The organism is Polaribacter sp. SA4-10 (assembly GCF_002163835.1).
Lineage (GTDB): Bacteria > Bacteroidota > Bacteroidia > Flavobacteriales > Flavobacteriaceae > Polaribacter.
In genome coordinates, this window is record NZ_CP019331.1 from 2466845 (window position 1) to 2480860 (window position 14016).

Consider the following 14016-nt stretch of genomic DNA (forward strand, 5'->3'; position numbering starts at 1 on the left):
AAGTTTTTTAAATTATAAATTTGATTGATTTTGTCTTAATTAACGAACTGTTAAGACAATGATTTGGGTGGTGGTGTTGTGTTTTTTGGATACTCTGAAGTGTAGTTTGTAGATTTAAAACTCACATTCTTCTTTTTTTGAATTCCATTAATTATAAAATCATTAAAATGATCTGTAGTATGAATTTTAATTTCTAAATCTTTAGCCGATTCTTTTCCTTTATTTTCTTCTTCTTCATTTATATCAAGAAAAAAAGCAATGTTTGGAGTATCATCAACTAAACTAATTACTGTAGGAGTAATTATTAAAGTCGAAAATAGTAAGGTAAAAAAAAGTGCAATTTTAACTTTCAATGAGTATCTTTTTTTGGCTTTATGCAAAAATAGGAAATAATTGTTAAATAAAAATTAAAAATCGTTCAACAGTTTTATTTCATCTGCAATTATCCAACCTAATTTACCATCTACTAATTTAATCTTTTTCCAGTTATCAACAGCGTCTAAAACTATAACCTTTGTACCTTCATGTAAAGTAAAAACTTTTTCAGAATTTAATGTTGGTGCATTTCTAACTGCTGTTTTTTCTGCAAAAACAATTGCTACCTTATTTTTTTTAGAAAAATGATATTGATTATAAGTGATGAATAAAGAAGTTACTAAGAGTATAAAACTAAAAATACTTGTAGCAAAATAAATACGTTTTTTTGAAGGAACATCAGCAAAATAGAATAATAACAATAGTAAACTTGCTAAAACAGAAAATACAATTACAACAACTGCCCATTGGTTGTAGGATAGTTTTTGTAAATAATTTTTATTAAATCTTTGCAAAACTGTTTTGGGTAATTCTTCAATATTATCTAAAGCCAATCGTTTAGCAAAAACCAAGTTGTTTTTTACATCTTGATTTAAAGGGTTTAATTTTAAAGCCTTTTCATAGTAATAAATTGTTGGGCCAACTTTATTAAGTTTGTAATAAGAGTTTCCTAAATTATAATATAATTCTGATGAAACTAAATCTTGAGATTCAATTTTTTTGTATTCTTCTATTGCTTCTTCAAATTGGCCGTTTTTGTATAAATTATTTGCATTAGAAAACAAACTATCTACCTCTTGAGAGGAGAGAGTGGTGGCAATTAATAAGAATATAAAAAGTATTTTTTTCATCTTAAAATTGTTTATCTAATTTAATAATTACTTGTTTTGCTCTCTCAAATTCTTCCTTCATTTCTGTATTTGTTATTTGTGAATAACGCGCCATATCAGAATGTTTTAAAACTTCAATAAATTGATGAATTGTAGTTGAATCTACTTCTCTTTCTTGTAGAATTTGAGTAATTTTTTCTTTACTAATATCAGCAGTTTCTATTCCTAATTTTGCCTTTAAGTAATTGTGTAAAGCACGTTCTAAAGCTTCATAAAAAGCTTCTTTTTTACCCAATTGTTTTTCTGCTTCAGATAAATATTTTTTAGCCAATCTTTCTGCTTTTCTTAATTTATTACCCATAACATCATTATTTCTTTCCTCATTCTTTTTAGCAATAAACAGCCCTACAGGAATTGCTATTAAAGGCAGGAATAATAAAATGTAAAACAAGTTAGATTTGTAAAAATCAGCATTTTTTAAAGGTTGAAAACTACTTTTTGTCTGTATGTATCTAAAGTTTTTTCCCGTTGTTTTTATGGCTTGTTTTCTTACGGTATTACTATCAATACTTGATACTAATTCTTTTCCTTCTAACACATTAACCAAGAAATCTTCTGTAGCTATTGTGTGGTATTTTTTTTCATTCGGATTAAAATACGAGAAAGAAACATTCGGAATTTTATATTTCCCTTTATACTGAGGTACAACGGTATATAACTCAGAAACTGAGCCCGTAATTCCGTTTGTTTTAACGCTAACTTTTTCTTTCCTTTCTGGTTGATATATTTCTAATTCAACAGGAGTTGTAACTTCTGGTAGTTCAAACAATTTTAAATTTCCTTTACCAGACACAACAACTTTTATTTGCGAAGTCTCATTTGCTTTTAAAGCATTTTTACTCAAAGAAACATCAAAATTAAATTCACCTACTGCACCATTAAAATTTGCTGGTTTCCCCTCTAGAGGAAGACTTTTTGGAATAATTACTTTTTTGGTAGAAGAAAATTCTTTGCGAATATTTTTTGAAATTACATTTCCAAAAAAATCAGCTCTACCTGTAGGAACACCAATAACAATATCCATTTTCATAGGATCTATTGTTAATCTTCCTGATTTTGTAGGGATTAATAGTGCCTTTTGAAGTACAATATATCTATAATCTTCACCATTATATTTCCCTAATTTAACAGGAAACCCATTAATTTTAATTTCTTGATTCCAAAAACCATTGTACTGTGGTGCTTCTGTAACAGAAGTATCATAAACACTTACGCTTTCACTAACATACAATCTATACTCTACATAAACACCTTCACCAACATAAGGTTTAGATTTTGAAATTTCTGCAACTAAATGTATGTTTTGTTGTGCAATATAGCTTGGGTCATTTGGGTTTTTAGGAAGATCTACAGCGTCTAAAACAATAATTTTTATCGGTTCAGATTTTATTATTTTACCACCAATTTTTATACTTGCAGGATTAATAACTAACTCACCTTTTCTTTTTGGTTGAATAATATACGTATAGGATTGTGTAAAACTAGATTTTCCATTAATCCAAGATTGGCTAACAGACTGACTTGGGCCACCAACAATTTTAAAATTGGTGAAACCTGGAGGTGAAAAGTTGTCTCCACCTTGTTTATTAATTGCAAACTCAATTCTTAAACGCTGATTTAGGCCAAGTTTATTTTTGCTAACTTTTGCCTTTAAAGTTGCTTCTTGTGCCATCACAGAAAGTGATAACAAGCTAATAAATAACGATATGTAAAATTTCAACTTCATATTTGTCCCTCTTATTCTCCCCAAAGGGGAGAGACACTCCTGCCTTAATTTTATGTTTTTTATTACAGTATGTAACAGTGAAACAATTACACAAATAAACGATTAAACATGTACTTCTACCAATCTTTTTCTTGTTTTACTTTTTTCCCTCTTGCTTTTTTAGCATTCATTTTCTTTTGTGTCTTTTTCTCTTCATTACTTAAGCTTTCTAGCAACTGCTTAATTTGCTGAGGAGTCATTTTACTTTGCTTAGGTTTTTGCTTTTGCTTCTCTTTCTCTTTAGAATCTTTGTTAGGATCTTTGTTTTTTTCTTTATCCTTGTCTCCTTTTCCGTCTTTATCTTTATCGTCTTTTTTATCCTTATCTCCTTCGTCTTTGTTTTCTTTATTTTTATCGTCTTTATCTTTATTGTCCTTATCGTCTTTTTTATCCTTGTCTTTATTTTTGTCGTCTTTATTATCTTGTTTCTCTTTTTCTAATAATTGTTGGGCAACGGCTAAGTTATAACGAGTTTCATCATCTGTAGGATTGTTTCTTAATGCATTTTTATATGCATCTACAGCAGGTTGATATTGTTTAGATTCCATATTTGCATTACCAATATTATGATAGGCTTCTGCTTTTGTAAACTTATCTGTTGCTGTTTTTGCAGTTAATTCATATTGAGGAACAGCTTCTTTAAAGTTTTGGGTTTCATACAAAGCATTTCCTAAATTATAGTTTGCTTTTTCGTAATTTGTATCATTTCCTAAGGCCTTTTTATAAGCAACAGAAGCATCTGTAAAACGTTTTTGTTGGTATAATTGATTTCCATCTCTAACTAATTTTCTAGCCTTACGTTGCAAAGCAATAGAATCTTTTTGAGCTACTATTTCTGCGGATGAGAATAGCATCAAAAAAATAATTAATAGGTATTTTAATTTTTTCATTTTATTTCTTGGCTTTTTCTTCATTAAACAAATCAACTTTTCTTAACCATTTTGTTTTCTTTTCAAATAAGAATACATCCATAATTAAAAAGAATAAACCAATGGCTAAAAACCATTGAAATTGATCTTTATAATCGGAAAATTGTTTTGTTTCAAACTCATTTTTCTCTGCATTTGCAATAATTTCTGCAATGCTATTTACAGGGTTGTCTGTAAAATTCCCATCTATATATTTTCCTTCACCTATATCTGCAATTCCTTGTAAAATTTCTGGCATGCGTTTGGTAATAACAGTTTCTCCTTTGTTATCTTTTTTATAACCAATCATAGCGCCATTTAAACGCATAGGAATTGGGCCTCCTTTTTCTAATCCAACACCAATTGTATAGATTTTAACGCCTTCGTTTGTTAAGTTCTGAGCAACTTGTTTAGTGTCTTCTTGGTGATCTTCACCATCTGAAATAATGATTAAAAACCGGTTAGTTTGGTCATCATTATTATAATAGGTTTTTGCTAATTCTAATGCACCATTAATATCTGTTCCTTGGCTAGAAACCATATCTGGATTTGCGTTTTGCAAAAACATATTGGCAGCTGCATGATCTGTTGTTATTGGTAATAATGGATACGAATTTCCTGCATAAATAATAATACCAACTCTATCACTACCTAGTTTATCTATTATTTTAGAAATAATTTGTTTCGCTTTTTCTAACCTATTTGGCGCAATATCTTCTGCCAACATACTTTTAGAAACATCTAAAGCAAAAACAACATCTACACCTTCTCTTTTTATGGTTTTTAATTTGGTTCCCATTTTAGGATTCACCAATGAAATTATTAAAAATGAGATTCCTAAAAGCAGTATTATTAATTTTAAAATGGATTTAAAGGGTGATGCGTTTGGCGCTAATCTTTCTAATAAAAGGGAGTTAGAAAATTTACGTTGGGTTCTTTTTTTCCACCATAAAACCAACAAGAAAATGACAATTATTGCTGGGATTATTGCAAATAAGTAAAAATATATTGGTTCTTCTATTTTGTACATTTGTTAGAGTGTGTAATCGTGTAATTGTTTATTTGTTTAACTGTGCTTTTCTCAAAGCATTCAACATATTTGATATTTTATAGATTCTCTCTCTCAATTTTAGATATTCTACTTCAGAAATAAATTCTAATTCTTTTGATACTATTATATGATTTAAGACTTCCATTGTTGTGCTAAATGCAATTGTTGTAAAATGTGCTTTGTCTTTATTTGTAATTCTAGATGTTCCTTCTGCTAAATTTGCAGCAATTGAATTTGTAGCTCGTCTAATCTGACTTACTAACCCAAATTTTTCATCCGCGGGAAAAGAAGAAGTAATCTTATAAATGTCTTTAGAAAGCTTAACTGCTTCTTTCCAAACTTCTAATTTTTCAAATGAAAAAACATACATATAATTACACTTTTAACATTTACACTATTCAACAATTAACCAATTACACATTAATTTATATAAAACTCTTAAATAGTGTGTTTCTTAAAATAAATTCTAGTACTAATAATCCTAATCCGAAAAACACAAATAGTCTGTATTTTTCTTGATAATTATAATATTTGAACTCTTCTATTTTTGTTTTTTCAAGTTTGTCAATTTCATCATAAATTGCTTTTAACTTGGTGTTATCTGTTGCTCTAAAATATTTTCCTTCTGTTTCTGTAGCAATAAATTTCAACAATTCTTCATCAATTTCTACCTGTTGTTTTCTAAATTGTAATTTACCAGTTCTAGGATCTCTACTCCAAGGAAAATCTGCCATTCCATTTGTCCCAATTCCAATTGTATAGGTTTTAATTCCTAATTCTTTAGCTAATTCAGTTGCAGTTCTAGGATCTATATTTCCAGAATTATTTACACCATCAGTTAAAAGAATAATAACTTTACTTTTTGCGGTACTTTCTTTTAATCTATTTACTGCAGAGCCTAAGCCCATTCCTATTGCAGTTCCGCCTTCTAATTGTCCCCATTTAAGTTCAGAAATTGTCCGTTTTACTATGCCTTTATCACTAGTAATTGGTGTTTGCGTAAAACTTTCTCCAGCATAAACTACAATACCTATTCTATCATTTGGTCTTCTATCTATAAAATCTACCGCTACTTTTTTTAATGCTTCTAATCTGTTAGGTTTTAAATCTCTTGCCAACATACTTGCAGAAACATCTATTGCCATAACAATATCTATACCTCTGTTTGTTTTTGTTTTTTTACTTACAGCAACATTTCTAGGTCTAGCTAAAGCAATTATAATAGCAGCTAAAGCTAATATTCTTACTACATATAAGAGTGGTTTTAATTTTGGTAAAATAGAAGTTGTTGCTTTAAAACCTTTAATGCTTGGCATTGTTAAAACTGCAGCGTCTTTTTTACGCATAAAAAAATACCAGATTGCTAATAAAGGGATTATTAGTAGCAGCCATAAAAATTCTGGATTATTAAATTCAATATTATTCCAATTCATCATCTTCAATAATTGGTTTTGGTTTTAGACTGCTAACAATATCTTCAGCATCTTTTCTGTCTTCTTCAATTTCTAAAGCAAAAGGCTTTGATTTTGCAAATTTCACTAAATCTGCTTCCTGTAATAAGTCTTTAAGCTTTTTAATAGTTTCTTTTGATGTTTCTATTGTTTCGGCATCTTTAAAATCTAAAAGCATTTCAATAATTTCATCTGTAGTTTTTTCTAAAGCAGGAACATGCAGTTCACGTTCTATATAACCACGTACAATTTCTGTTAACTCACTATAGTATTCTTTTATCTTATTATTTTGCCACAGTAATTTTTCATCCAATTCATTTAATCGATAAATGGCTTCATCATAAGGAGGCAACGTTTTGTAGGTTGGTGCTTCTTCTTCCTCTTTTCGTTTTCTAATAACAAACCAGTAAATCCAAAAACCAATAATTACTAATGCAGCTATAAGTAGATAAATATAGATTTTAAAATCATCAAAAACATAAGGTTCACTTTTAATAGATTTTATAGGGAATTTTTTCACTTTAGTAGTGTCTACAGCAATTGTAGCAACATTAACTAATATGGAATCTGTTAAAAAAGCTTGATTTTTTACAAAGATTTGTTGTTGCGGAATGTAAAAAGAACCACTATCAAAACCTGTTAAAACATATTTTTTGATAAGGTAATTTTTAATAGTATCTACCTTTGTAGAATCTACGACCTCTAAACCTGCCAATTGTAGTTTAGGGATTATTACATTCTGAGTTTCATTTACAGAGATTTTTAAATTGAATTGCTCTCCAATTCTAATGTTTGTAGTGTCAATTTCTACGTTAACCATTTGTTTTTGCTGAGCAAAATTTAGGGTAGAAATCAAAATTAATATGTAGAATAACTGTTTTTTCATTTGTAAAAAGTAAGGGAGTTACTATCTTCCTTTGTGTTTAAAATAACCTAATAATTTTTTTACATAGTTTTCATCAACTCTTGTGTTGACAGTTCCTGCGCCACTTCTTTTAAACATGTTTATATAATAACCTGTTAAACGTAAAGCATTTGCTTTATAGCTTATTCTTACAGATTTTGATCCTGTATTTATCAACTGAACATTGCCTGTTTCAGAATCTAACATGGGTACCATTCCTAGATTAGGAATTTCTTCATCATGTTTATCATAGACTCTAATTCCTGTTAAATCGTGTTTTTTAGCGGCAATTTTTAAAGTTTTCTCATAATCATCATCCATAAAATCAGACAACATAAAAACAATTGCTCTTTTTTTCATCACACTAGATAAAAATTTTAGAGCAGCAGCAATATTGGTTTTTTTACTCTTTGGCTTAAACTCTATTAACTCTCTAATAATTCTTAAAACGTGACTTTTTCCTTTTTTAGGAGGAATAAAAAGTTCTACATCATCAGAAAATAAAATTAAACCAACTTTATCGTTGTTTTGAGTTGCAGAAAAAGCCAATGTTGCAGCAATTTCTGTAACGGTATCTTTTTTAAATTGCGTGGATGTGCCAAATAATTCTGAACCAGAAACATCTACCAAAAGCATCATTGTTAATTCACGTTCTTCTTCAAAAACCTTTATATAAGGTTCGTTATAACGGGCGGTAACATTCCAATCAATGGCTCTTACATCATCACCAAATTGGTATTGTCTTACTTCAGAAAAAGTCATACCTCGTCCTTTGAATGATGAATGATATTCACCTCCAAAAATATCATTAGACAAACGCTTTGTCTTAATTTCTATTTTACGAACTTTTTTAAGTATTTCTTTAGTTTCCAATGTGTAAGCGTGTAATTGTTTAAATGTGTAAGCGTGCGTTGGTGTAATTATTTGATTGAGAATTGTAGCATAATATTACTAACAATTACACAATTAAACGTTTCAACAATTACACGTTTTATGGTACTTCAACTTCGTTGATAATTAAATTGATGATGTCTACAGAAGTTACATTTTCAGCTTCAGCTTCATATGTAATACCAATTCTATGACGTAAAACATCAAAAACAACGGCTCTAACGTCTTCTGGAATTACATAACCTCTTCTTTTGATAAAGGCATAACATTTTGCAGCTTTTGCAAGGTTAATACTTCCACGAGGTGATGCTCCAAAACTGATTAAATCTTTTAATTGTGGCAAATTATATTTCTCTGGATAACGAGTTGCAAAGATGATATCAAGAATATATTTCTCAATTTTTTCATCCATATAAACTTCATTAGCAACTTCTCTTGCTCTTAAAATTTCTGCAACAGAAACTACAGGATTTACAGTTGCAAAACTGCCAGAAAGATTCTGACGCATAATAATCTGTTCGTCTTGTAATTTTGGATAATCAATAACTACTTTTAGCATAAAACGATCTACTTGTGCTTCCGGTAAAGGATATGTCCCTTCTTGTTCTACCGGGTTTTGAGTTGCCATTACTAAGAAAGGTTCATCTAATTTAAAAGTAGTGTCTCCAATAGTAATTTGGCGCTCTTGCATTGCCTCTAATAAAGCAGATTGCACTTTTGCAGGTGCTCTGTTAATCTCATCGGCTAACACAAAGTTTGCAAAAATCGGACCTTTTTTAATCATGAAGTCATTTTCCTTCATGTTGTAAATCATGGTACCAACAACATCTGCAGGTAATAAATCTGGCGTAAATTGAACTCTACTAAAAGTTGCTTGTACCGCTTTAGATAATGTGTTAATTGCTAGTGTTTTTGCTAAACCAGGAACTCCTTCTAATAGAATATGACCATTTCCAATCAACCCAATTAACAAACTTTCTATCATTTGTTTTTGCCCAACAATTACTTTATTCATTTCTAGAGTAAGAATGTCTATAAAGGCACTCTCTCTTTCAATTTTCTCATTAATAGCTCTTACATCTACATCCATTGTAATATTATATTATGTGTTATATTTTTCGAAAAACAAAACTACAATATTAACAATTTTAATCTTGTTAAATTTTGGTTAAAGATGATTTGGTATTTTTTCACTATTTTTATAAATTATTTCACCTCTAAAATTTTATATGGAAAAATTTACAGATAAGTTTATTTGGAAATCATTAAAAGAAGGAGACTTAAATGCATTTTCTGTGCTTTTTGAAAGTTTTTATCCAAAATTGCATGGTTATGGGTTAAAGATTTCAAAGGATGCTGCAATTACAGAAGATACTTTGCAGGATTTTTTCTTATATATTTATGAGCATAGAGAAAACCTAAGTGATTTAGATATCATTGCTCCTTATCTTTTTACATCGTATAGACGTTTTTTATTAAAGGTGATGAAAAAAAACGCAAAACTAAAATATATAGATTATGCTGATGAAACTATAGTAGACCTTAAATTTACACCAGAAGAATTATTAACAAACCAAGAAACAGAGAGGTTTAAGGATAAAAATCTTTCAGAGTTATTAAATAAGTTACCAAAAAGACAAAAAGAAGCTATTTATTTAAAATATTATAGTGGCTTAAAAGCTACCGAGATTTCAGAAATTATGGGTATAAATTACCAAAGTGTGGTAAACACACTTCACAAGGCTATAAAGAGTTTAAAAGAAGAAGTTGCTATTATTAAATTATTTAATTAAGCTTTAACATAAAATTAAGAGTATAAAAAAGAAAAATATTCTTACACAAGTACACTGATATATTTAGTATGATTAAGAAAAAATATAATACCATTAATGACTTTTTAGAAGATGAATCTTTTAAAAATTGGGCATTACAGAATACTGGTACAGACATAAATTTTTGGGAGTTTTGGATTGCAAACAATCCCGACAAAAAAGAAGTAGTAAATAAAGCTAAAGATTTAGTTTTAGGAATCTCTTTTGATAAAAAATTTGTTAGTAAAGAGAAAGTTGCTTTTGAATGGGGGAAATTAGAATCTAGAATTCAGGCAAATAAAGCAGTACCAAAAAGAAAAGTTAGGTTTTTAAGACAAATAAGTGCAGCAGCATCTATTTTATTATTAATATCAGTTGGGTTTTATTTCATTAACAAAAATACAAAAGTTACACACAAAACCAATTTTGGGGAAATCTTGAATATTAAATTACAAGATGGTAGTGATGTTACATTAAACTCTAATTCTAGTTTATCTTATTATAAAAACGAAAGTAGAAGAGTCTGGTTATCTGGTGAAGCATTTTTTCAGGTTGATAAAAAGGAAACTACCAATGCTAAGTTTTGGGTTATAACAGATGATTTGTCTGTAGAAGTGTATGGCACCTCTTTTAATGTAAATACAAAAAAGAAAAAAACAGACGTATTCTTAGAAGAAGGAAGTATCTGGTTATCACTTAAAAATGGGGAGAATAAAAAAATGATTCCTGGTAACTATATCTCTTATTCATCAAAGAAAAATGAAATTTTAGAAGACAAAAACATCTTTAATCCTATTGTAAAAACTTCTTGGAAAGATGGTTCTTTACTTTTTGAAAACCTATCTTTGGAAAAAGCTATGGAAAAAATAGAAGAATCGTATGGTTATTCTATTGTTTTTAAAGATGATAAAAGTAAAAATACTTTAATTACAGGAGCTGTTCCTATTACAAATATTGACATCTGTTTAAAAGCGATTGAAAAATCAGTTGATGTAACTATTATTAAAAAAAATAATAGTTTAATTATAAGTGAAAAATAGGTGTAATTTTAAATTAATAAATGGACAAAAAATTAGTATTCATAAAATTTTTACTACTTCTTTTTGTCCTCTTTAGTTTTCAAATAACAATTGCTCAAGAGCATAAAAAAAAGATAATTCCTTTAGCTGTTTTACTAGACAAAATTAGTAACGAGCATGAAATTTTCTTTACTTATAATGCTAATTTACTTTCAAATAAATTTATACAAGAAGAAGGTTTTGTAAACTTATCTTTAATAGAATCTATTTCATTATTAGAAAAATTAACACCATTTCTATTTGATGACTTAGGTAATAATTACTATGTTATTTACGCTGAAAAAGAATCTAATAAGAGAAGAATTCATTCAAAAGAAGAATCAGTTTTCTCTACGAGTATTGTTGTTGATAGTACTTTTAATAGAAATAAAATAATTGTTAAAGGAATTGTTTTAAGTTCAGATAACGAGCCTCTTAGTGGAGCTACATTACAAGAAAAAGAATCATTAATAGGAGTAACAACAAATAGAGATGGAACATTTGAACTTGAAATTAAACAAAATAGTTTAGTCACTGTTAGTTTTTTAGGTCATAATTCTAAAACTATTCAACTTTTTCCAAATATATTTAATACAATAACTTTATTATCTGGTCAAGAGTTAGATGAAGTACAAGTTGTTGGTTCAAGAAATAAAAATAGAGTTGCAAATGATACACCTGTAGCTATAGATTTTATAGATATAGAAAAAACAGCAACAAAAAGTAGTCAGGTAGAGGTTAATCAATTTTTACAATATGAAATCCCTTCATTTAACGCAACAAAACAATCTGGATCAGATGGAGCAGATCATATAGACCCTGCAACAATAAGAGGTTTAGGTCCAGACCAAACATTAGTTTTAATTAACGGCAAAAGAAGACATCAAGCATCTTTAATAAATTTATATGGAACAAGAGGAAGAGGTAATTCTGGTACAGATTTAAATGCAATTCCCATATCTGCTATAAAAAGAATAGAATTATTAAGAGACGGTGCTTCTGCTCAATATGGCTCTGATGCAATAGCGGGTGTTTTAAATATTGTTTTAAAAGATGCAGATAATCAATTAAATGTTACAACTACTTTAGGGTTTCATAATGCGAATACTAATAATTTTTTTCCAAATAAAGTGGATGGAACTACCTACAAAATTGCATTAAATTACGGAGTAAAAATAGCTAAAGGAGGGTTTGTAAATTTTTCTACAGAAGCATTATCATCAGACAATACTTTTAGAAATGGAACAGCTACAAGAGAAAATTTTGGACAAGCGGCAATAAAAAATGTGAGTCTATTTTTTAATACTGAAATACCTATTTATAGAAATATAAAACTGTATGCAAATGGTGGTTTTAATTATAAAAAACCAGAAGCTTATGCATTTACGAGAAGACCAGAAAGTGAAAGAAACGTGCTTGAAATTTATCCTGTAGGATTTAATCCATTAATAACTTCCAATATTTTAGACAATTCATTATCTGTAGGAATGATTACTAATTTGAAAGAATGGAATGTAGATTTAAACAATACATTTGGAAGAAATAACTTTCATTATTTTATTAAAAATACACTGAATGCTACGCTTGAAGAAAACTCTCCAACAGAGTTTGACGCAGGCGGACATCAATTAATACAAAATACAACGAGTATAGATTTTTCTAAATACTTTTTAGCAACATCTTATGGGTTTAATATCGCTTTAGGCTTAGAACACAGATTAGATAAATACAAAATATTTTCTGGTGAAGAAGCTTCATACGGTTCCTATGATAGTAGTGGAGCTGTAGTAGATTCACAAACTCCAATTTCAGATTATACAATTTATAATGGAAAAATTAGACCAGGAGGTTCTCAGGGTTTTCCAGGGTATTCTACAGAAAATGAAGTAGATAGAAGTAGGTCTAATTTTGGCATTTATGTAGATACAGAAGTAGATTTTTCTAAAAAGTTTATGATTGGCGCTGCTTTACGTTTTGAATATTATAGTGATTTTGGAAGCACATTAAATTATAAACTAGCTTCTAGATATAGAATTACCAAAAAATTGAACCTAAGAAGCTCTTTTAGCACCGGTTTTAGAGCACCTTCTTTGGCACAGAGTTATTACAATTTAACCTTCACAAATTTCATAGGAAATACACCAACAGAATCTTTTTTAATAGCAAATAATAGCTCCATTGCAAGAAGATTTAATATTGATAACTTAAAGGAAGAAAAAGCTATAAATGCTAGTTTAGGGTTTACAGCAAAATTAGGTGCGATGTTTAATTTAGCAATAGACGGGTATTATGTATCTATTAAAGACAGAATTATTTTAAGCGGTAATTTTGATGCTTCAATTTTAGGCTTAGGCATAGACAATGTTCAATTCTTTGCAAATGGTGTAAATACGGAAACTACAGGAGTAGATTTGGTTTTAAATTGGAAGAAAAAAACGGAAAACAGTAAAATATCTATCGACCTTTCTGGGAATGTAAATTACATGAGTATTACAAATATTAATAATAAAGAGCTAGATAAAGAAACTTTTTTTGGAGAAAGAGATCGACAATTTTTATTAGCATCTGCTCCAAAAAGTAAGTTTAGTTTAGGAATGAACTATGAATATAAAAAGTTAAAAACAGCATTAAATTTTACAAGATTTAGCAGCGTAAAGTTAATTGATTGGCAAATAAGCGAAGAGATATCAAACTTCAATAATTCAGAGGTAGAAAGATTAGAAGCAGCTACAGATATTTATCAACCAAAAATAACAACAGATATTCATTTTAGTTATCAATTAAATAAAATAATTAATCTACAATTGGGAGCCAATAACTTGTTTAACATTTACCCAACTAAACAAAATAATTTTACGGATAGTGGTGGGTTATGGGATGCTACACAAATGGGAACAAATGGCTCATTTTACTACACAAAATTGAATTTAAAACTATAATTAATAAACACTTAATTGGTTTTTATTGTTTTT

13 protein-coding genes are annotated in these 14016 nt (G+C 28.7%); 3 read left to right on the top strand and 10 right to left on the bottom strand.

Annotated features, from left to right (window positions below; genetic code table 11):
* Nucleotides 1-50: 50 nt before the first annotated feature.
* From BTO04_RS10770 to BTO04_RS10815, 10 genes are all read right to left on the bottom strand, one after another.
* Entirely contained in the window at nt 51-353 is a 303-nt protein-coding gene (locus BTO04_RS10770) for a hypothetical protein (RefSeq protein ID WP_232455889.1), read from the bottom strand.
* Nucleotides 354-407: 54 nt separating this feature from the next.
* Nucleotides 408-1166 (bottom strand): SH3 domain-containing protein, encoded by a 759-nt coding sequence (locus tag BTO04_RS10775; RefSeq protein ID WP_087564501.1) that lies wholly within the window; start codon nt 1164-1166, stop codon nt 408-410.
* Between the two features lies 1 nt (nt 1167).
* On the bottom strand, nt 1168-2931 hold the full coding sequence (locus BTO04_RS10780) for a BatD family protein (protein ID WP_087564502.1): 1764 nt from the start codon (nt 2929-2931) through the stop codon (nt 1168-1170).
* 116 nt (nt 2932-3047) lie between these two features.
* On the bottom strand, nt 3048-3860 hold the full coding sequence (locus BTO04_RS10785; protein ID WP_087565395.1) for a tetratricopeptide repeat protein: 813 nt from the start codon (nt 3858-3860) through the stop codon (nt 3048-3050).
* A gap of 1 nt (nt 3861) precedes the next feature.
* Complete coding sequence (locus tag BTO04_RS10790; protein WP_198342057.1) at nt 3862-4908, bottom strand: VWA domain-containing protein; 1047 nt, start codon at nt 4906-4908, stop codon at nt 3862-3864.
* Between the two features lie 28 nt (nt 4909-4936).
* Nucleotides 4937-5299: a four helix bundle protein gene (locus tag BTO04_RS10795; protein ID WP_087564503.1), complete on the bottom strand. Its 363-nt coding sequence runs from the start codon at nt 5297-5299 to the stop codon at nt 4937-4939.
* 55 nt (nt 5300-5354) lie between these two features.
* Nucleotides 5355-6362, bottom strand: a complete 1008-nt coding sequence (locus BTO04_RS10800; protein WP_087564504.1) for a VWA domain-containing protein — start codon at nt 6360-6362, stop codon at nt 5355-5357.
* Nucleotides 6349-7200 carry a BatD family protein gene (locus BTO04_RS10805; RefSeq protein WP_232455890.1) on the bottom strand — a complete coding sequence of 284 codons (852 nt, stop codon included), beginning with the start codon at nt 7198-7200 and terminating at the stop codon, nt 6349-6351. Before BTO04_RS10805 ends, BTO04_RS10800 begins: the two co-directional genes overlap by 14 nt.
* A gap of 87 nt (nt 7201-7287) precedes the next feature.
* Entirely contained in the window at nt 7288-8157 is an 870-nt protein-coding gene (locus BTO04_RS10810; RefSeq protein ID WP_087564506.1) for a DUF58 domain-containing protein, read from the bottom strand.
* A gap of 118 nt (nt 8158-8275) precedes the next feature.
* Complete coding sequence (locus BTO04_RS10815) at nt 8276-9265, bottom strand: MoxR family ATPase (RefSeq protein WP_087564507.1); 990 nt, start codon at nt 9263-9265, stop codon at nt 8276-8278.
* A gap of 139 nt (nt 9266-9404) precedes the next feature.
* Between BTO04_RS10815 and BTO04_RS10820 the strand changes: the two genes are divergently transcribed.
* The 3 genes from BTO04_RS10820 to BTO04_RS10830 all read left to right on the top strand — a co-directional run bounded on the left by BTO04_RS10820 (nt 9405) and on the right by BTO04_RS10830 (nt 13983).
* Nucleotides 9405-9968, top strand: a complete 564-nt coding sequence (locus tag BTO04_RS10820) for an RNA polymerase sigma factor (RefSeq protein WP_087564508.1) — start codon at nt 9405-9407, stop codon at nt 9966-9968.
* Nucleotides 9969-10036: 68 nt separating this feature from the next.
* Nucleotides 10037-11026: a FecR family protein gene (locus BTO04_RS10825; RefSeq protein WP_087564509.1), complete on the top strand. Its 990-nt coding sequence runs from the start codon at nt 10037-10039 to the stop codon at nt 11024-11026.
* A 20-nt stretch (nt 11027-11046) separates the two neighbouring features.
* Nucleotides 11047-13983, top strand: coding sequence for a TonB-dependent receptor (locus BTO04_RS10830; RefSeq protein ID WP_087564510.1), 2937 nt, complete (start codon nt 11047-11049; stop codon nt 13981-13983).
* Nucleotides 13984-14016: the final 33 nt, after the last annotated feature.